This window comes from Desulfovibrio sp. JC022 (genome assembly GCF_010470665.1).
Classification (GTDB): Bacteria; Desulfobacterota; Desulfovibrionia; order Desulfovibrionales; family Desulfovibrionaceae; genus Maridesulfovibrio.
Window position 1 is genome coordinate 373,257 of sequence record NZ_VOPZ01000004.1, and the last position, 20,663, is coordinate 393,919.

Consider the following 20,663-nt stretch of genomic DNA (forward strand, 5'->3'; position numbering starts at 1 on the left):
AGTGCTGCTCAGCTCCGGCTAAAAATTGCCGCAAGCTGTTCATAGTAGGAAAGGACACGAATCCATGACTGGCGGTTATAGTCATTATTTTGCAGAAAAAGGTGAATGAAGCCTGTAAACTGCCGCAAAACCAGCGGGCACGAATTCCAAAAAGAATCATCCAGCGGAGCACTGCGGGCAAGCCCCTTGCTGAAAGCTTTACCAAGGTGCGGAAGATGGGTCCTCATCTTGGCTGCAAGCAACGGTTTCTGCACAGCAAATTCATCCCATACCCGCTCGGCTCCGACAGCATCCCAGAGACCGAAAATCAGACCAAAATACTGCTGCCAGAACAGGCCCAGCATATCCCCGGACTGTGCTTTACTGCCGCTTAACTGCTGAAGGCCGTACAAACCGTTCGCATTACGAGCAGACAGGGACATGCGCAGCCCCGGCATATTCATCTTCTGCAAACCGGCCCGGTCATCTATAATCATGCGCTTTGCAGCCACAGCTATGCGCGAAGGAGTAAACGGGGAATGGCAATATAACTTATCACGGGTGCAGGACCAGCAGCCGAGGGCACAACTCATGGTGGAACGGAGTACATAATGCCCGTTCTGATACGGTCCGGTCTCCCACGGATTCACATTGCCCATGGAAAGGTTGAGCACCTTCAGCCCGGACCATGCGGCCAGATGCATAGGGCCTGTATCCGGGGTAATGAAAAGTTGCAGGGACTGACCCACGGCAATAAGCTCACCCAGATTGAGTTTACCGGACATATCCAGAACCGGCCCCCTGCAAAGACAGGCCACTTCCTGCCCCATGCCCTGCTCCAGCGGCCCGCCGAAAAGAACAGGGCGCAAACCCCGCCCCAAAAGTTCCGCACACAAATCAGCCCAAAAACGGACCGAAGGACGCTTGGCCTCCTCACTGGCTCCCAGAAAAAGACCGATGCGATTGGAATCTTTATGCAGAGTGCGCGGTTGCGGCCATTTTGTAGCGGCAAGAGTGCTTAGGGGAATGCAATCAAGGGCATTCAAATCCGCCCAATGAAAAAGATTATGGCGGTTGTTCTCCACCACACTGGCCCGGTAAAGCTGCCAATTACCAAGGATATGGGTTGTTCCGCCCGGAGATGCCACCGCGCCGAGCTTGGATTCGGCATGCAGTTCCCCGGCAAGATTCGCAGCCTGCTCGCGAATACTCAGGTTAACGACCAGCTCATACCTATTCTGACGCAGCACGCCCACGCCTTCCCAAGGGAAATAGGTAACCCTTGGACTGACCGGCATGAGCGGACGGAAAAACTTCTCCTCAGCCACCACCCAGATGGGATGACCGGGATAGGCCCTCTCCAGCCAGAGAAAAAGCGGAAAGGAGAGAATCAAATCTCCCATGCGCTGCATTTGAAGAACAAGTATCGGGCGTTTGGACATATCCGCAGTCTACAGTAATCTTTTGGAAAATTCTATGGGGAGGGGTGCGCAATAAAAAAACCCGGCCCTCCGAACGGAGGACCGGGGTCAAATTCAAAAAATAGAACTCACCACAACTTACTTAGTCAGCTTATCCCAATCCGCATTAAACGCTGCCAAGCCCTTGTCGGTCAAAGGATGGGCCGCGAATTGGCTGATTACCTTATATGGAATGGTTGCCACATCCGCACCGATTAGGGCTGAATCCAGCACATGCATGGGATGGCGGATGGAGGCCACCAGCACCTTGGTGGGGAAATCATAATTATCATAAATAGTGCGGATCTGCTCAATCAGTTCCATACCGTCCTGTGAAATTCCATCCAGTCGGCCTACGAACGGACTTACGTAAGTAGCTCCCGCCTTGGCGGCCAGCAAAGCCTGCAAGGGTGAAAAAACAAGGGTCACGTTGGTCTTCACACCCTTGCGATAAAGAGCCTTGGTTGCCACCAATCCTTCATCGGTCATGGGCACCTTGATGACCACGTTGTCACCAAAGGAGGCAAGGTCCTCAGCCATGCGGATCATTTCTTCAGCACTCTCTCCCACCACCTCAAGGCTGACCGGACCTTCAACCTCGGCACAGATGGCCTCGGCCTGCTTGCGCCAGTCACCGCCCTCGCGAGAAAGCAGGGTCGGGTTGGTGGTTACTCCGTCCATCAGCCCCTGTGCCTTTGCCTTCCTAATCTCATCAAGATTTGCAGTATCCAGAAAAAACTCCATATGCACCTCCCTTAACAACCGTCAGTTATCACTCATTTTTTCTTTCTTAATTTCACCGAATAAATTTTAAATCGGACTACCATTATTTTCTACATAGCCCATTTTTTTAACGAGCAAAAGCACTATATTCATAAATATCTGTAAGTTAACATGGCCATATCCCGGCAGGGCCTCTCAGTTGACAACTTAACAGGACCGGGGTAAACACTTTCTCACTATGAACGTTTCTTACTCCAACTTTACACTTTATTTTTGGTGGTGGCGCAGCTGATGCGTCGCGGTTGGTTACGTTCTTAAAACAGGTACCAAATAAAAATTTTATAGAACCGCGACAGTGAAAACTGGTCGCGGTTTTTTTATGCCTGCACAGCACTGTCGCAAAAAAGATTTCAGGAGAGAAAAAATGACTGACAACGCAACTATCAATGCAGACGGCTTTTTTGGTGAATACGGCGGACAGTACGTTCCCGAACAGCTTCTTCCCATCCTGAACGAGCTGGCGGAAACTTACGAAAAATTCAGAAAAGATCCCGATTTCATCAAGGAATTTCAGTACTACCTCGCAAAATATTCCGGCCGCCCCACTCCCCTCTACCTCTGTTCCAACCTCACTGAAGAACTCGGCGGTGCTAAAATCTACCTCAAGCGTGAAGACCTCAACCATCTCGGCGCGCACAAGGTCAACAACACCATCGGCCAGATCCTGCTGGCAAAACGCATGGGCAAGAAAAAAATCATCGCTGAAACTGGAGCTGGACAGCACGGCGTAGCCACTGCCGCAACCTGCGCGCTCATGGGCATGGAATGTACCATCGTCATGGGTGAAGTGGATATTGAACGCCAGAAGCTCAACGTATTTCGCATGCGCATGATGGGGGCGAAAGTTGTAGCGGCAACTTCCGGGCAGAAAACCCTTAAGGAAGCTGTGGATGAAGCTTTGGCCGCATGGATCGGTGATGCTGAAAATACTTTTTACCTGCTTGGTTCCGCAGTAGGCCCTCACCCCTATCCGGTCATGGTCCGCGACTTCCAGTCCGTAATCGGACGCGAAGCCAAGCAGCAGTGCCTTGAAGACGAAGGTCGTCTGCCTGATTACTGCATAGCCTGTGTTGGCGGCGGTTCCAATGCCATCGGTATGTTCGCGGATTTCATCGGTGAAGAATCCGTCAAACTGGTTGGCGTTGAGCCCTCTGGACGAGGTCTTGAACTCGGCGATCACGCCGCAACCCTTTCTTTAGGCGAACCCGGTGTAATGCACGGATTCAACTCCTACATGCTCAAGGACGAACAGGGCGAACCTGCTCCGGTTTACTCAATCTCCGCAGGACTCGATTACCCCAGCGTCGGACCTGAGCATTCCCATCTCAAGGATCTTGGTCGCGCTCAATACGAGTATGCTTCAGACAAGGAAGCAACAGACGCATTCTTCAAGCTTTCACAGTGCGAAGGAATCATCCCTGCCCTTGAGTCTTCCCACGCGCTGGCCTATGCCCTCAAGCTGGCACCGCAGCTCGACAAGGACAAGATCATCGTGGTCAACCTTTCCGGTCGCGGCGACAAAGACGTGGCCCAGATCGAAGACATGATCGCTAAAGGCGAACTTGAATTGCCATAGGACTTCACCGTCATTTAAAAGTAAAACGGCCTGTTCTCTGAAGAGGACAGGCCGTTTTTTACTGGAATAAATATATATTACTTACATCTGTCCGTCTAATTTTTCACCTGACAACCATTTGGCATAGCTGCCTTCAAAATCGGTCAAAATCTGCGCCATCATAGGCATAAAAGATCCTATGCCCCCCTCAATACCGAATCCGGCAAGATAAGCCTGCTGACCGCTGAAAATCAGATCCTTCTGAACCATGATCAATGCGTTCTGCGGAACAGTGACTTTATTCTTTGTGTTAAAACTTTTCTTGCAAGCCTCAAGATCCGTTGAAATCCAGTTACGACAAAGAATGGGACGCACTTCATATATTGAGCAGCGGTTCTCTTTTAAAAACGGGCAGGGCCTGAAATATGTTTTAGCAAAATCCTTGAGCTGACCGGAAACAAAATTACCGGTAGCAACCATGCATTCCTCGGTCAAGCGGACAAATTCATCTTCAGAACAATTTGCAGCCAGATGAAGAGCAATACGAAAAGCCTCCTGCGGAGTCAGGGTGATATGCGAGGAGCAGCAGTAAGAACATCCTGCTGCACAGGCAAGCTTGAAATCCGGGTCCAGACTTTCCACCTGCCCCTGCACCGCACTGAAATTTGCATCAAACAACCCGCTCCCTTTCTCCGCCAGCAAGACCGGAAACTGCTGCATATCAGGAGTAATATTTGTACAATCAGCACATACAGCTAAACTCATATCACGCAGAAATTTGATCATCTCCGGGTGGGTTTCAAAAAATGGAAAGACATGGGCAAGCCCGCTGTCGATAATTTCATCAAGGCTGTTTTTCATCATCTCCTCCTGAAAAAACTGCGCGGTTGCGGTTGGCAAGAAGCACCCCCGAAATATTGTGCCATAAACTGAACAAAGCACCGGGCAAAGCACTTACACTACCAAAATATTTAGTTGCCAGAGCAACACCCAGCCCTGAATTCTGCATCCCCACTTCAATAGCAAGGGTCAGACTGTCGCGGTGGCTGAATCCGGCCAGCCTGCCTGCTCCGTATCCGGCCCCTAATCCGCCCATATTGTGCAGGATCACGGCAACGAAAACAAGCAACGGAAATGAAGCTAACATATCCCGGTTAAGACCGATAATACAGGCAATAAGCATGGATATTACGATGATGGATATGGAAGGGAAAATGTGCAGCAAAGGGTCCAGCCTCTGCCTGAGCAATCTACGCAGAACCAACCCGTCCACCAGCGGAAAAATAACTATCCAGAAAACCGATTTGACCATGGGCAGAAATGGAATCTCAATCTGCTGGTTAAGAACTACATAGATGATCAGCGGAGTCAGCAGCGGGGCCAGACAGGTAGAAACGAGAGTCATAGTCACCGAAAGGGCGACATTGGCCTTTGCCAGATGCGCGATAACATTTGAAGCTGTCCCGCCGGGACAAGCTCCCACAACCACCATGCCGATCAGGGCCTCCTGCGGTAATCCCAGCAGAGCAGACAGAACAACAGCCAAAGCGGGCATTATTGTATATTGCAGCAGAACACCCAGCCCAACAGCTCTATAATTCCTGATCGCCACCGCGAAATCACTGAACTCAAGAGTCAGCCCCATGCCGAACATGATAATCCCCAGACTGAGGGCTATATGGGACTTCATCCATGTGAATAGTGACGGCTCAAGAAAGGCGGCAAAACTCAAAATGACTGCCAGCAAAAGAAAATGCCGTTCAATAAAGCGACACAGGTAATTAACCATCTTCACTCCTGCGAAAAACAACTTGCAAACTCTATGTTCATGTTGCTGTAGAGCATTCTCATCGCCCCTGCAAGCGAGTACATGTCAGCCACTTGAATATAAGTCTGGTTTTGATGTATGATGAATAAAGGAATGTACACTTTAAGCTTTATTTAGAACGATGAATTTAAACAGAGCTGCAAAACTTCGCTTTTTACACAGTGATGATCCGGGCTGTCTCCACACACTGCTGCCCTACCTGAAAATGTACGGCAACAGATGCCTGTCTTATTCGACAACACAGCCGGGGCTTAATCACGCCCTGCTGGAATCCAGCGGTTACATTTCTTGGATCGAAACCAGTACTCTCCTGCCCGGAAAAAATGCCGTAATCCTGTCCGAACCTGTCTGCGCCCCTGAACAGCAATTACCCCTGATAAAGAGGATGGAAAAACATTTAGGCAAAATAACCCTTGTCCAGATCGGGGAAAAGCTTGCTGAAATCCTGTTTGAAGAAGGGTTCAGTGTATATCAAATCGGAGTGGAGACAGAATTGGACATCCAGACATTTTCCCTCACCGGAAAACACAAATGCTCTCTCCGTCAATGGCGGAACAAGTGTTTGAAATCAGGACTTACGGTTGAGGAAAAAAAACTATCCGAAATTGACCGTCAGGAAATAGATAAACTCTGCTACAACTGGCTTAAAGGCAAGGGCGGCAAAGAATTATCCTTTCTGACCCGGCCCATGGCCGACACGGACGAAGAGGGGGTTCGGTTTTTCTGGACCCGAAAAGACGGGGATTTGCAAGCCCTTGCCGGATTCGACCCCTTATGCTCATCAGGCAGCACAGTTGGGTATTACCATAATTTCGACCGCATCTGCTCCGGGGCAGTGAATGGCGCATCAGCATTCACCCTGCTTAATGCCATGGATAAATTCCGCCTGGAAAACAAACAGATACTCAGCCTCGGGCTTTCGCCACTTTCCGGTATGGAACAGGGCTACGACCTTGTCGGGCCATTGCAAAAACTTGCACAGTTTTTCTATGAATATGGAGAGAAAATATATCCTTTTAAAGGGAATGCCAGGCACAAATCGAAATTCTGCGGAACAAAGAAAAAAGTATATGTAGCGAGCAATGCGGGCTGGTTCAGGACAATGATCGCGGCGTCAACTGCATGCGGACTGGAACTGTAACGAGGAGCGGCAAATGAACAGCAGGCAGGATTAACTTACCTGAATTCTCAACTCATCAAGATAGAAACGGTATTTTTTTACCAAAGGAGCAAGGGCTTCTTCCATGCCCAGCTTGGAAACATCCTGAATCGCCAAACCCAACCTTGAAAGAGGATCAAGGCAAAAATTTGCGGCTGCTCCTTTCAGGCTGTGCCCCAGCCGTCCCACTTCTTTCAGATTTCCAGCCTCCAGGCTGCTTTCCATCTGCTGCAACTCATCAAACTGATGAATCACAAAATGCGGAATCAATTCTCTGAGATCGTCATTAATGATGAACAGGTCTTGCCCTGTCTTTTCTCCAGACATCATTTCTTACTCCAGAATAGTAATATCTTCAGGAAGTCCACCCTTTGCGGCAACAGCCGAAACGGTTGATCTTATAGTATCCCATTTTACAGGCTTTGAAATAAATCCGTCACACCCCGCCCGCGCAGAATCGACCCGATTGGAACTGTATGCTCTGGCTGCAAGCGCAACAACTACAGCCCGCTGTCTGTCACTATCCAGTTCGAATTCACGCATCCGCTTTACAGCCGTAATACCGTCCATGACCGGAAGTTCTAAATCCATAAAAACAAGGTCATAACTGTTGTCGCTGAAAAGCTGTACGGCCTGCAAACCGTCAACGGCAACAGTTATATCCGCTCCGGTATCAAGAATAAAAAGCTCCAGTATCTTGCGATGGCTTTCGTTGTCTTCCACCAGCAGGATATTCATTCCCCGCCCGGCTCTTGTTCTGTCTTGGGCGGAATCCCCCACAGAAGCCAGACAGCGGATCAGGTCCGCATCAAAAACCGGCTTGATCAAGGTATAATCAGCTCCAACCAAACGGGCGTTCTGTCTGTCTTCTTCCGTACACCCAGCAGAGAACATCATTGCCACGCGCCCGGGAAGCAACCCTTTCTGCTGTGCTTTTGAAAGGAAGTCAACCCCCGGCATATCCGGCATATCACTGTCTACAAGCAATAGATCGTATTGCTTTTCGTGCTCTGTCCCCCCTGCAAGATAATGCAGCCCTTCAGGACCGTCAGCAGCCACAGCCGCATTTATCCCGAATGATTGTAATCTGCGGGCCAGCACTTCTCGTACAGTATGATTATCATCCACCAGCAAAACCCGCGTTCCGGAAAAATCCGCCACACTGCGCATAGGTTCGTACACGGATTTTTTAAAAGGAATGGAAAAATAAAAAATACTTCCCTTGCCGCTTTCGCTCTCAAAGCGAATATCCCCATCCATGAGAACTGCCAGACGTGAAGCCGCAGCCAGCCCCAATCCAACCCCGCCATGCTCGCGGGAGGTGGACCCGTCAGCCTGAACAAAACTATCGAAAATACTTTCCCGCCGCCCTTCTGAAATACCTATTCCAGTATCGCGAACCGTAAAGAGCAGCCGCTCAAAATCATCCCCTGATTCTTCGATGCTCAAACGAACATCGACCTCACCGCTGGAAGTGAACTTTACAGCGTTGGAAACAATATTCAGCAAAATCTGACGTACCCGGACCGGGTCACCAACAACCTGCGCCGGAACTCCCGGATCGACATCACAAATAACTTCAATATCCCTTGCATGAGCGGAGTGGGCCACACTCTTGCACACACTCTGAACATCCCGCGAAGGATCAAAAGGAACGGGAACCAATTCAATCTGCCCGGATTCAATCTGCACAAAATCAAGAATGTCATTAATGATCTTGAGCAACAATTCTCCCGACCCCCGAAAAATTTCCACATATCCCATCTGCTCGGGGTCAAGTTCGGTTTCCAGCAGCAAATCCCCCATACCGAGTATGGCATTCATGGGAGTTCTGATTTCGTGACTGATCATAGCCAGAAACTGGCTTTTGAACTGGCTGGCCTTCTCAGCCTTATCCTTTGACTTTTCGAGTTCCCGCACAGTAAAGGAAAGCTCTTCAAGTGCCGTATTTAAGTCACGCTCAGCCTTACGGCGGACATCCACCTCACCTCTAAGTTTGCGGTTCACTTCACTGAGGGTCTCGGTCCTTTCAACAACCTTATGATCCAGTTCGGCCTGCATGCGGGCCAACTTGGTGGAGAGCCGTTCCAGAGAACCGGCAAGACTGCCGACCTCATCCTCTCTTTCCAAACCCTCAAAAAGGACACTCTCTCCTTCTTCCGCACGTTTTGCCTGTTCCGAAAGCCGGACCACAGGAGAAACCACAGCCCTGCTGAGAAACAACCGCAGACAAAACCCTCCGACCAGCGCAGCTCCCAAAAGCAAAGGCAGAATATAGATCAAAGCAAATGAAAAATTATTTGAAAAATCGTCATTCAGAATTCCAACGCGAACATAGCCCAGGTATTCTCCATCCTTAAGGATACGCCTTTCAATAAATATCGCTTTCTTTACATCCGTCCCTTCGTCCAGATCCTCGAACTGGCTGACCAAAGAACCGGACTGACTATAAACGGCACAGGAAACGACTTCTTTATCAACACAGGCGTTTTTGACCAGTTCTTCCAGCTTGTAATCCTGAAAATTAAGAATTGCTTCGCTACCTGAAAATGCAACAAGAGAGGCAACCATATTTCCTTTGGATTCTATGGAACTTTCAACTTTGTACAGGTAGAGCTCATTGAAAACGTAACCAAGCGGCAACAAAATCGCCGCCAGCACCCCCACAAGCCCCAAGGTAATTCTACGTCTGATCCTGAAAAAATTAGCCATTTAAAAAAAATCCCGTTAATCGGATGAAGGTTTCAACTTAATTTTTCCTGAAGCAAGACCTTTTCTTAAACCGTCAAGCATATTCAGGACATCTGCTGAAACCAGATGTTTGCTGTATTTCATTTCAGTCAACCCGACACCGCCGTTAGTCAAATCATAAACCTTGCGCCCCGGAACATAACTTCCATTCAAGACAGCAAGGCTTTCTTTGTACACAGCAACATCAAGCCTTTTCATCATACTGGTCAGAACAGTTCCCTTAGCCATGTAGTCCTGGTCGGAATCTACTCCGACAACATAATTACCACTTTTACGCGCCGCCTGAATTACGCCGTTGCCGGAAAGCCCGGCCACCGCATAAACAATATCAGCTCCGTTATTATACATACCCATAGCTAGAGTATTGGCCTGCTGCGGGTCCTCGAACCCTCTCTCTGATACTCCCGAGCGCACGAATTTCACGTCAACTTCCACATCCCTGCCGGAGTATTTCACACCTTGGAGAAACCCGTTTAGAAAATCATTGATCACAGGTGCTTCATTACCGCCGATAAAACCTATTCTGCCTGTTTTTGTCTGCCATGCGCAAAATGCACCCACCAGACATGACCCAACACCCTGCGCATATTCAATTGAGATAATATTGGGATACCCTTCAATGGAACAATCATTGAGAATGAAAACAACGTCTGGATGATCGAGGGCAATTTCACCGAATCTCTGCTTGGCGGACGCACTGTTAATAACCAAAATGCTGACCTTCTCCTTCAACAGAGAATCAATGGCCTCCCTGACTGACTCCGAACCGAATCCACCCTTACAGACAACAATTTCGACCTGTTCTTCCTTCTGTAATCTACGCAACCCGGCAACAGCCATCTCATTGAAAGAAGAATCATTAATGGTGTCTCCGGAAGCAACAAATCCGATCTTTACCTCTTTTGCATGACCGACCGAAGCCTGTCCAAAAGCAAAAAAGAAAAACAAAAGGAAGGCCGCAAGCCTGAAATGTGAATTTTTCCTGATCATGATCTTATCTGCCTAAATCACGCTTCACTGTTGTCATCAGGATCAAGAAGCCCGCCAAGATCGGCCCCCAGAACCCGGCCCGGCCATTTGTAAAAACAATATCCGTGCTCTTCCACAAATTTCCTGATCTTCTGCTGCCCACCACGGGCAAAAGGCAATGATGAAAAACCGATATGTTCTTTGGTCACCTCAATATCCCCGAAAAGATACATAAGATTAAACGGCACCGCTTTTTCCGGATGGATTTCAGCAGGGACAACCAGATGCATAGCCTGAGAATTGCTGCCCCGGTAAACATTTATCTTCCCGGTCAGCTCTTTGCGTTCTTCAACCTCATCTTTAAAAAAAGGCTCAATCAAACGCTTAAGGGTACCATCAACCTTGGCAACGGCAAGACCGTAATTGGTGATGGGAACCTGCTGGCGGTCACAATCCCTGATTCTCCTGAGCATATCCGCACGTTCAGCCATACATGCTCCGCAATGGACCACAAGCTTATACTCCGACAAATCAAGAGGGAGACCGCACCCGGTCTTGGATTCAAATATGATGTTGCGGTCAGTATACCCCGCTATACGAGCCGGAATCATCTCCTTGCCGAGGTCCTCGGCTTTGGGATGGTGGGGACAGGCTTCAACAATCAGCACCCTGTCGCCGTCCTCAAGATGATCAATGGCATTGGCACCCTGAACAAGCTGTTCCAGATTGCCCTTATGGCGAGCAAAAAGAATAGGAAAAGTAGTCAGGGAGACATCACGCGGAATAATATCCATGACTTTTTTGATTGGCTCGGAGTCGGCAATAACAAGGGCCGGACGCCGTTTATGCCCGGAAATAGTCTGGTAAAGCTCCCCTTCCTTGACGATAACCGCGATCCCTCCGACATCAAGGATTTCACGCAAAACCTGCGATTTGGGAAGCCCCAGTCTTCCTTTGGGTGAAACAGGGTCCTCTGAAACCACACAGACCACAAAATCCCCTCTCCCCATAAGATCACGGGCCAGCACAGGATCAAGCATATTCTCTTCCGGCGCAAGAGCCATTATGGATTTCTTGAGCCGTTCAATACCGCGTCCATCCTCAGTGGAGGTAGCCACAAAACGAACCCCGCGCGAACCGCAGAATTCCATATCCGCAAGGCTGGGCCGCCGGATATCCGCCTTGTTAAAAACCATGACGCAGGGAATACCGCGATCGCGTAACAGGTTGGTCAGTTCCCGTTCCTCATCAAGAATACCGGAATCATCGGTAACAATGACCGCAACATCCACGCTGTACAAGGCATCTTTTATGGCCCGTGCCCGGTCATCACCGGGAACATGCGCATCGGTATCGTAAATTGTTACCGGACCCAACGGATGAATTTCAGCCCTTGTCAGGGGATACATCTCATCTTCACTGGCAACGGGACTTACTTCTCCACCTTCAATTCCTGAAAGGGCACGTATTATTGAAGACTTACCCACATTGCTTCTGCCCGCAATGGCTATGGCAAGCTTGGAACCGCTTCCAATTTCATCAGTCATTCTTCAACCTCCGGTTCATATCACTAACTGGCAAAACAACTTCTGTACGACTGAATATTATCATTTGTTCAAGAAATAACACTTTTTACAAAACCTTTCATCCTATTATCCCGAAACGATTTTACACCGGTAAACATTCGCGGCGGCAAAAAAAAATGCGGGACCCCCTAAGGACCCCGCAAAAATTTTCCCACACCCGCAAGGGTACGGTATTACTTTTTCTGGTTCTTGGCAATTTTCTTCCAAGTGTCACGCAAAGTGGCAGTTCTGTTGAAAACCGGCTTTTCAGAAGTGGAATCCGGGTCAGCGCAGAAATAGCCGATTCTTTCAAACTGGCAGCGGAAACCGGGTTCCACATTTTCAAGAGAACGCTCAACGTATGCGGTGCGAACTTCAAGGGAATCAGGATTGATATGGTCTTTGAAATCAGAACCATCCTTGTTCTTCATGGGATTCTCTTTGGTGAAGAGATGGTTGTAAAGACGCACTTCAGCTTCAACAGCATGTTCCTCTGAAACCCAATGGATGGTTCCTTTGACCTTGCGGCCATCGTCGGACCAGCCACCACGGGTTGCAGGATCATAAGTACAGCGCAATTCTATAACTTCGCCATTCTCGTCCTTAATCACTTCAGTACAGGTAACATAGTAAGCTGCACGCAGACGGACTTCGCGGCCCACGGAAAGTCTGAAAAACTTCTTGGGCGCATCTTCCATGAAATCATCACGTTCAATGTAAAGAGTCTTGGAGAAAGGCACCTTGCGTGTTCCGGCAGACTCATCTTCCGGGTTATTCTGGACTTCGAACTCTTCAACCTGACCTTCGGGGTAATTATCGATGACCAGCTTGATAGGATTAACTACACCCATGACCCGGTTGGAATGGGCATTAAGGTCTTCACGCACAGAGAATTCAAGCAGTGCGAAGTCAACCATGTTTGCAGCCTTGGCAACACCGATGCGTTCGCAGAAATTACGGATGGAAGCCGGGGAATACCCGCGTCTTCTCATGCCGGAAATTGTGGGCATGCGCGGATCATCCCATCCGGCAACGTGACCTTCTTCCACCAGCTCGATCAAACGGCGCTTGCTCATCACGGTATAACTGAGGTTGAGCCTTGCAAACTCAATCTGCTGCGGACGGTACGCCCCAAGAGTTTCAAGGGTCCAGTCATACAGAGCACGGTTGTTTTCAAATTCAAGAGTGCAGATTGAATGGGTGATCTTCTCCAATGAATCGGAAATACAATGGGTGAAGTCATACATGGGATAGATACACCACTTATCACCGGTGCGGTGGTGGTGGGCCTTCCTGATCCGGTAAAGGGTAGGATCGCGCAGAATCACATTGGGAGAAGCCATGTCGATTTTAGCACGCAGCACATACTTGCCGTCCTCGAATTCGCCGGCTTTCATGCGCTCGAAAAGATCGAGGTTTTCCTCAATGGGACGGTCACGGTAAGGACTGTTTTTGCCCGGTTCAGTGAGAGAGCCGCGGTATTCACGGATCTCTTCAGCACTCAAACCGTCCACATAAGCCTTGCCGTCCTTGATCAGCTGAACAGCATAAGTGTAGAGCTGGTCAAAATAATCGGAAGAATAGTGCAGTCTGTCTTCCCAATCGAATCCCAGCCAGCGAACATCTTTTTCAATGGACTCCACGTACTCGGTATCTTCCTTAACCGGGTTGGTGTCATCAAAACGCAGGTTGCAGGTACCATTGTAATCTCTGGCAAGCCCGAAGTTCAAACAGATAGACTTGGCATGTCCGATATGCAGGTAACCGTTAGGCTCAGGAGGAAAACGGGTCGCCACCCTTCCTTCATACTTTCCGGTTTCATTATCCTTATCAATAATCGCGGTAATAAAATTTTTGCCTACGTTAGATTCAGTAGTATCTGACATTTATCTATATCCTTAAATTTTTTTTTATTCATCAGCTGCCCTGCCTGAATTGTCGCAGGGAAAAGCATCATTCACGAAGAATCATATTCAAGTACGAAAATTTATGCCTACGGTCAAATATACCGGAGTCAAATATTCTCGTACATTTTCCTTTTAAACACAATAAACATCACACAAGGAAAACAATTGGAAAGAGTCAGTCAAAATACTGAAAGCACTCTTAAAAAAATTGTTCATGATCTTTTTTTCTGCTAAGGTGCTTAAAGCGCAACAGCAACGGGTTAATTCCTGACAAAACATGAAATCATAAGGTATGACCGGGTCCGCAGGGGAAAACATATTTCCGGTCTGCCGCATAAAGCATATATGCCAACTTTTTTTAAGGAGTCGCTAGAATGAATGTAGAATTGGCCAAACCTTTTATCAAGGCAACTTCGGACATCCTGACAATGATGGCCATGATCACGCCTACAGCGGGAAAACCGTTTGTTAAAAAAGGTAATACTGCCAACGGAGATGTAACCGGCATCGTAGGCTTTACAGGATCAGTAAACGGAAGTGTCTCAATTTCTTTTGAAAAAGCATGTGCCGCGCAGATCGTAAGAAATATGCTCGGTGAAGATATCCAGGACATCGTTCAGGACGTAAAAGATGCAGTGGGTGAAATAACCAACATGGTTTCCGGTCAGGCAAGAGCGGGGCTCACAGAAATGGGGTACAAACTTCAAGGCTCCACCCCCACCGTAATCATGGGTGACAACCATACCATTGCCCATGTCACAGCCGGTCCGGTAATGGCGATTCCATTCACCACGGACCACGGTAACTTCACCATCGAGTTCGGTTTCGATTAGAATTTATAAAAATCCCCGGAAACGTTGTTTCCGGGGATTTTTTTAATTCTTTGGCGACAACTGCACCTTGACCTGATTACGCCCGGCCTCCTTGGCCGCGTACAAGCCGATATCCGCTGCTTTAAGCAGATGCTCCAAAGTATTTGTCTCTTCATTAAAAGTAGCAACACCGATGCTCACGGTAATATTCAGGACTCCGGACCGGGTATTCATAGCTGTGGACTCAATTTCCGAGCGCAGCCTTTCAGCCACCTGACCAGCTCCTTCAAGTCCGGTATCAGGAAGCAGGATAGAAAATTCTTCCCCGCCGATCCTTCCGAATACATCAATATTACGTAAGATTTTCAAACCCGTACGGGAAAGATCTTTCAAGACATCATCGCCGGCATCATGTCCGTGCATATCATTCACTGTTTTGAAATAATCTATATCCATCATCAGCAGGGAAAGCTCACGCCCGTACCTGCGGGTTCGCTCCAAAGCCTCTTCTGCACTTTCCATAAAAAAGCGGCGGTTGCTAAGCCCGGTCAGGGAATCGGTGGTAGCCAGTTTGCGCAATTTGTCTTCAGCTTCCTTGCGCTCGGTAACATCCCTGAACGTTCCAACAACCCACCACTGCTCATCTTTGCGCAGCGGCGAAAGAAGAACCTCAGCCGGGAAAACATCGCCGCCCTTGCGACGCACGTTCACAGTAAAAGATCCGTAACTGGAAAGAAGCCCGTCAATATAATTAACATCCGCTTCTGAATCATCAGGAGAAAGATTATCCTCGGCAAAAAAACAGCACTGCAAACTTTCACCAAGCATCTCGTCAGCCCTGAAACCGAAAATCTTTTCCGCTGCCGGATTCCAGAAATGAACCAGCCCTTTCTCATCCATCAGTACTAATGCGTCCTGAACGGAATCACTTATGCTCTGAAGCATGTCTTCCCGGTCCTGCAAGTCCTGAACAGCTTTCTTCTGAGCACTGATATCAGAAGTGGCACCGCGGAATCCGGTGACTGTTCCTTCAGCATCAAAAACAGGCACCCCGTTGAATTCAAGCCAGATCTTACGACCATCACGGTTAACAAACTTGAAAACCAGTCCCCGGAAATTGTGCCCGAACTGGGCGGCATCAAGAAACTCCTTGCGCACATCCCAAGAAGACTCCTCATCCACAAAATCAAAAGGGGAACGCCCGATAAGCTCTTCCGCGCTGTATCCGAGCACGTCCTCAGCCCTGCCGGTCACAAAAACAAAACTACCGTCAGGCCCTGTTTCCCAGATAAATTCCCCGGCAGCATCAGACACATCCATAAATCTCTTTTCACTGTCCTCAAGAGCCAGGCGAATATCTTCGCTGGCAACGGTCATGGATGTCTGACGCCAGAACAAATACCCCACCATCAAAACGAGAAAACTCAATAGAAAAAGCATCGCATTCCTGCGCGGCACCACCAAAGCTTCGTCCGGCACACGCGAAACAACCTTCCAACCCTCTCTAAAAACAACATCCTGCCGTAAAACGTAATGAAAAGAATTGCTGCTCAAGGAATCAAAGGTATAAACACCATCTGAGGCTGTAAATTGCCCGTGATTCTTACCTCTTATTTCATTCCAGACATCAGGGAATTCACGCTCAATCAGTCCCTCTTCAGGTTTGAAAAGAAACTTCCAGTCATATGTCTCGTCCGGCCCGACAATCCAGCCACCGTCATCATTAATAAGATAAAGATTACCGAATGATTCCGCTCCGGTTTCACTAAATATCCTGAAAAGCTGCTCACCGGAAAAATTTATGACCAGAAAACCGGGCCTCATGCCTTTGGCATAGATTTTTTTTACAACTCTGATCACCGGGGTATAGGGAACCACAACTTTCCCAAACTCCATATTCAGGTCAAAACGGGAAATATAAACATCATCCTTCAGCTTTGATGCTTCCTTTATATAAGCACGCCCGCTCTTGTTTTGCAGATAATTCCCGGAAACACGGAGCGGGCGCCCATCAGCTATATTAACCCTGACCAACTCCATTCCATCCGATGAGAGGTAACGCATCTGCACACACCCCTTGCAACGGGAGCCGAATACAGAAAAAACCTCAGCAATACGGTTATCGATTTCATGAGGATCTCCCTGCATTGCCAATTGGTCCTCGACCAGACCGGCAAGTATCCCGGTATATTCAATGCCGGACTCAAGCCAGGAATTAAAAGCAGATATATTGCTTTTTACCAGATCAACCTCATGATTTTTAACAATGTTTAGATACTGATTTCTCTGGGTAACCAGAGCCCATGCAGAGACGGCAATAATCAGTATCGCGACAATAAAAAATCGTTTGATAAAATATAAAAAAACACTGCTTGAGTTTTTTGTCTTCATGAAAATAGATATCCCGAACAGAAGTTCATTTCATTACGAGCATCACGAAAGTTCGCGCGAGAAGCAACAAATATGGATGCACTAGTAAAACAAAATATTACATTATTTCGGGATCACGTTCAACGTAATTGGAGAAATTGCGAATTCGCTGGGCAGTGCGCACTGAAATGCCAAATCTCTCAGCTATCTGCGCCGGGGTAGCTCCCCGATCGTAAGCCTTAAAAATTCGCTCCCGCAGCCTCAGCTTCTGTAGCTCTTCGAGATCGGGCACGGAAACCCTAGTCCCGCCCCAGAAATACATTAGCCGTTCAGCAGCCTCTTTGCCCAACACACTGATCAACCCCTCAGCGGACATAGCCCGTCTTCCTTCCATATCCGGGAAAACATCGCTCCCCGAAACTGTTTCCACCCCCATCTGATGACTCCTTTGTAATTTTAAAAAATATCTGAACTCAAAACAACAACGGGACAGTTTTTATTACCAAAACAGACCATTTGCAAGCCATTTTATAAATAAATATTACCAAATGGTAAAACAACCTAAGAAATAAAAACTTATTAAGGACATTTATCAAAAAAAAGAGTAGTCGCTTATGCCAAGGAGGAAACATGGGTTTCTATAATGATTTAGTTGAGGGACTTAGAAACATGATCGGGCCGAACCGCAAATACGCCAACCCGACACAGATGGCCAAAGCATGCGAAGTGGCTCCAAACCAGATTCTCCGCTACATAAAACAGGAACGGGGCAAACATATTCAGGTACTGGCGAGGGTGCTTGATGAAATCGGGGCCAGAATTATCTTCCCTGAAGAAAACACTGAAAATGTAAATGATTTCCGAAAAGCTCCCAGAGCACTTGCCCGCGCTGAGCAGGACGGAAAAAATCTTAATATAGATAATGAAGCACAGGACTTACTCGCCTTCAACATTAACTGGATGTCAGAAAAAGGCGATCCGGATTCCATGAAACTGCTGACCGTAACGGGCGATGCAATGGCACCGCGCATTGAAGACGGAAACCATGTGCTGGTGGACGAATCCCAAAAGGATTTTTTTGAAGGCCGCATTTACGCTGTGCGAATTGATGAAGAAATACTGGTCCGCCGCGTAGCAAGGGAGCCTGGAAGAATCCTGCTCCTTTCCGACAATCAGGGCATTTCCCCCGGGCCAATAATTCTGGAAAGCAACAATGCAGCGCACAATTGGGCCCCAATCGGCAGGGTCGTCTTTGTAGCCAAAGACCTTCTTTAAAAAATCAATTTCATGATTTTCAAAAAAAACGCAATCATGCTGTTGACACTTTTTAATAATGACTTACTTTCATTCAATCCCTGCGGCAGGATTCTTTTTCCTACGACCTCATGATAGGCCGCAGCGGTTCACAGGCAAAAGCCTGAAAGCAAAAAATTGTACTGAAATATTGGAGGAAAACAGATGAAACTTAAGCCGTTAGCAGACCGTGTACTGGTCAGACGCCTTGAAGTGGAAGAAACAACCGTTGGTGGAATCATTATCCCCGACTCTGCAAAAGAAAAACCCCTTAAAGGTGAAGTCATTGCTGCCGGTCCCGGCAAACTTGATGACGATGGCACCAGAATCGCTCTGGGTGTTAAAGAAGGCGACGCCGTTCTTTTCGCTAAATACGCAGGCACTGAAATCAATATCGAAGGCGTAGATCACCTGATCATGCGCGAAGACGATATTCTCGCAGTTGTAGAATAATCAGGCTGCTCCGGTAATCGTACATAAGTACAGCCCCAAGGGCTGGATAATTAAATACATTTCTTTATTCTAAGGAGATAACACCAAATGGCTAAACAGATTCTTTTCGACGCCAAAGCACGCGAAAAACTGAAACTCGGCGTAGACAAACTCGCCAACGCTGTAAAAGTAACCCTCGGACCCAAAGGCCGTAACGTTGTTATGGACAAATCCTTCGGTTCCCCGGTCATCACCAAAGACGGTGTTTCCGTAGCCAAAGAAATTGAACTGGAAGACAAGTTCGAAAACATGGGCGCACAGATGGTTAAGGAAGTTGCTTCCAAAACCTCCGACATCGCCGGTGACGGTACCACCACCGCTACCATCCTCGCTCAGGCAGTTTTCACCGAAGGTGTTAAGCTCGTAGCAGCAGGCCGTAACCCCATGGCTATCAAGCGCGGTATCGATAAAGCTGTTGAAGCAATCATCGATCACCTCGAAGGTCTTGCCAAGCCCACCCGCGATCAGAAAGAAATCGCTCAGGTAGGTACCATCTCCGCCAACAATGACGTAACCATCGGTAACATCATTGCTGAAGCCATGAACAAGGTCGGCAAAGAAGGCGTTATCACTGTTGAAGAAGCAAAAGGCCTCGACACAACTCTCGACGTTGTTGAAGGTATGCAGTTCGACCGCGGTTACCTCTCCCCCTATTTCGTATCCAACGCAGAAAAAATGATCTGCGAAATGGATGAGCCTCTGATCCTGATCAGCGAAAAGAAAGTCACCAGCATGAAAGAACTCCTGCCCGTCCTCGAGCAGGTTGCTAAAATGAGCAAACCCCTGGTGATCATCGCTGAAGATATCGAAGGCGAAGCTCTGGCTACCCTCGTAGTCAACAAACTGCGCGGTACCCTCAACGTTGTTGCTGTTAAAGCTCCCGGTTTCGGTGATCGCCGCAAAGCAATGCTCGCTGATATCGCAGCCCTCACCGGCGGCGCAGTTGTTTCCGATGACATCGGTCTCAACCTCGAAGCAGTTTCCCTCGAGCACCTCGGTTCCGCAAAACGCGTTGTAATCGACAAAGACAACACCACTCTCGTAGACGGTGCTGGCGACGGCGAACTGATCAAAGCCCGTGTTGGCCAGATCCGCAACGAAATCGACCTCTCCACTTCCGATTACGACCGTGAAAAGCTTCAGGAACGCCTCGCCAAAATCGTTGGCGGCGTAGCAGTAATCAACGTTGGTGCTGCAACTGAAACTGAAATGAAAGAAAAGAAAGCTCGCGTGGAAGATGCACTCAACGCTACCCGCGCTGCTGTTGAAGAAGGTATCGTTCCCGGTGGCGGAACAGCACTCATCCGCTGCCTCCCCGCTCTGGAAAACGTTAACGCTTCCGACGATGACGAAACCGCAGGCATCGACATCATCCGTCGCGCCATTGAAGAGCCTCTCCGCCAGATCGCCGGCAACGCAGGCCTCGAAGGTTCCATCGTTGTTGAAAAAGTAAAAGAAACCAAAGACGGTAACGGCTTCAACGCTGCTATCGGCGAATACGAAGACCTGATCAAGGCCGGTGTTATCGACCCCAAAAAGGTTACCCGTATCGCTATCCAGAATGCAGCTTCCGTTGCAGGTCTCCTGCTGACCACCGAATGCGCTATCGCTGAAAAGCCCTCAAAAGCTGATGACATGCCCGCAGGCATGCCCGGCGGCATGGGCGGCGGTATGCCCGGCATGGGTGGCATGGGCGGCATGGGTGGCATGGGCGGCATGTACTAAGCCAGCCTTACCATC

17 protein-coding genes are annotated in these 20,663 nt (G+C 48.5%); 6 read left to right on the forward strand and 11 right to left on the reverse strand.

What is annotated here, in order from left to right:
- Nucleotides 1–8: 8 nt before the first annotated feature.
- Both FMS18_RS08695 and fsa read right to left on the reverse strand, forming a co-directional pair.
- On the reverse strand, nucleotides 9–1,421 hold the full coding sequence (locus FMS18_RS08695; protein WP_163293503.1) for a glycosyltransferase family 9 protein: 1,413 nt from the start codon (nucleotides 1,419–1,421) through the stop codon (nucleotides 9–11).
- Nucleotides 1,422–1,538: 117 nt separating this feature from the next.
- Nucleotides 1,539–2,183 carry a fructose-6-phosphate aldolase gene (gene fsa, locus FMS18_RS08700; protein WP_163293505.1) on the reverse strand — a complete coding sequence of 215 codons (645 nt, stop codon included), beginning with the start codon at nucleotides 2,181–2,183 and terminating at the stop codon, nucleotides 1,539–1,541.
- 403 nt (nucleotides 2,184–2,586) lie between these two features.
- Between fsa and trpB the strand changes: the two genes are divergently transcribed.
- Nucleotides 2,587–3,798, forward strand: coding sequence for a tryptophan synthase subunit beta (trpB, locus tag FMS18_RS08705; protein ID WP_163293507.1), 1,212 nt, complete (start codon nucleotides 2,587–2,589; stop codon nucleotides 3,796–3,798).
- A gap of 81 nt (nucleotides 3,799–3,879) precedes the next feature.
- Here trpB and FMS18_RS08710 read toward each other — a convergent pair whose 3' ends face one another.
- A complete protein-coding gene (locus tag FMS18_RS08710) occupies nucleotides 3,880–4,638 on the reverse strand; it encodes a YkgJ family cysteine cluster protein (RefSeq protein WP_163293509.1) in 759 nt (252 codons plus the stop codon).
- A complete protein-coding gene (locus tag FMS18_RS08715; RefSeq protein WP_163293511.1) occupies nucleotides 4,622–5,566 on the reverse strand; it encodes a bile acid:sodium symporter family protein in 945 nt (314 codons plus the stop codon). Before FMS18_RS08715 ends, FMS18_RS08710 begins: the two co-directional genes overlap by 17 nt.
- 160 nt (nucleotides 5,567–5,726) lie before the next feature.
- On the opposite strand from FMS18_RS08715, the gene FMS18_RS08720 reads away from it, so the two are divergent.
- Nucleotides 5,727–6,746 (forward strand): DUF2156 domain-containing protein, encoded by a 1,020-nt coding sequence (locus FMS18_RS08720; RefSeq protein WP_163293513.1) that lies wholly within the window; start codon nucleotides 5,727–5,729, stop codon nucleotides 6,744–6,746.
- A gap of 30 nt (nucleotides 6,747–6,776) precedes the next feature.
- Here the strand turns inward: FMS18_RS08720 and FMS18_RS08725 are convergent, their stop codons facing one another.
- From FMS18_RS08725 to FMS18_RS08745, 5 genes are all read right to left on the reverse strand, one after another.
- Complete coding sequence (locus FMS18_RS08725; protein WP_163293515.1) at nucleotides 6,777–7,094, reverse strand: Hpt domain-containing protein; 318 nt, start codon at nucleotides 7,092–7,094, stop codon at nucleotides 6,777–6,779.
- 3 nt (nucleotides 7,095–7,097) lie between these two features.
- Nucleotides 7,098–9,476: a response regulator gene (locus tag FMS18_RS08730; protein ID WP_163293517.1), complete on the reverse strand. Its 2,379-nt coding sequence runs from the start codon at nucleotides 9,474–9,476 to the stop codon at nucleotides 7,098–7,100.
- A gap of 15 nt (nucleotides 9,477–9,491) precedes the next feature.
- Entirely contained in the window at nucleotides 9,492–10,505 is a 1,014-nt protein-coding gene (locus tag FMS18_RS08735) for a BMP family protein (RefSeq protein ID WP_163293519.1), read from the reverse strand.
- Nucleotides 10,506–10,522: 17 nt separating this feature from the next.
- On the reverse strand, nucleotides 10,523–12,031 hold the full coding sequence (gene hydF, locus FMS18_RS08740; protein WP_163293521.1) for a [FeFe] hydrogenase H-cluster maturation GTPase HydF: 1,509 nt from the start codon (nucleotides 12,029–12,031) through the stop codon (nucleotides 10,523–10,525).
- Nucleotides 12,032–12,243: 212 nt separating this feature from the next.
- Nucleotides 12,244–13,935, reverse strand: coding sequence for a glutamine--tRNA ligase/YqeY domain fusion protein (locus tag FMS18_RS08745; protein ID WP_163293523.1), 1,692 nt, complete (start codon nucleotides 13,933–13,935; stop codon nucleotides 12,244–12,246).
- Nucleotides 13,936–14,330: 395 nt separating this feature from the next.
- Between FMS18_RS08745 and FMS18_RS08750 the strand changes: the two genes are divergently transcribed.
- The gene (locus FMS18_RS08750; protein ID WP_163293526.1) at nucleotides 14,331–14,789 is read left to right on the forward strand and encodes a chemotaxis protein CheX; all 459 of its coding nucleotides are present in this window, start codon (nucleotides 14,331–14,333) and stop codon (nucleotides 14,787–14,789) included.
- A gap of 42 nt (nucleotides 14,790–14,831) precedes the next feature.
- On the opposite strand, the gene FMS18_RS08755 is transcribed toward FMS18_RS08750, so the two are convergent.
- Together FMS18_RS08755 and FMS18_RS08760 are read right to left on the reverse strand one after the other, a co-directional pair.
- Nucleotides 14,832–17,159, reverse strand: a complete 2,328-nt coding sequence (locus tag FMS18_RS08755) for a diguanylate cyclase (RefSeq protein ID WP_163293528.1) — start codon at nucleotides 17,157–17,159, stop codon at nucleotides 14,832–14,834.
- Between the two features lie 97 nt (nucleotides 17,160–17,256).
- Nucleotides 17,257–17,574: a helix-turn-helix domain-containing protein gene (locus FMS18_RS08760; protein WP_163293530.1), complete on the reverse strand. Its 318-nt coding sequence runs from the start codon at nucleotides 17,572–17,574 to the stop codon at nucleotides 17,257–17,259.
- A gap of 194 nt (nucleotides 17,575–17,768) precedes the next feature.
- On the opposite strand from FMS18_RS08760, the gene FMS18_RS08765 reads away from it, so the two are divergent.
- From FMS18_RS08765 to groL, 3 genes are all read left to right on the forward strand, one after another.
- The gene (locus FMS18_RS08765; RefSeq protein ID WP_163293532.1) at nucleotides 17,769–18,413 is read left to right on the forward strand and encodes a S24 family peptidase; all 645 of its coding nucleotides are present in this window, start codon (nucleotides 17,769–17,771) and stop codon (nucleotides 18,411–18,413) included.
- A gap of 183 nt (nucleotides 18,414–18,596) precedes the next feature.
- The gene (groES, locus tag FMS18_RS08770) at nucleotides 18,597–18,884 is read left to right on the forward strand and encodes a co-chaperone GroES (RefSeq protein WP_163293534.1); all 288 of its coding nucleotides are present in this window, start codon (nucleotides 18,597–18,599) and stop codon (nucleotides 18,882–18,884) included.
- A gap of 87 nt (nucleotides 18,885–18,971) precedes the next feature.
- A complete protein-coding gene (groL, locus tag FMS18_RS08775; protein WP_163293536.1) occupies nucleotides 18,972–20,648 on the forward strand; it encodes a chaperonin GroEL in 1,677 nt (558 codons plus the stop codon).
- Nucleotides 20,649–20,663 lie beyond the last annotated feature (15 nt).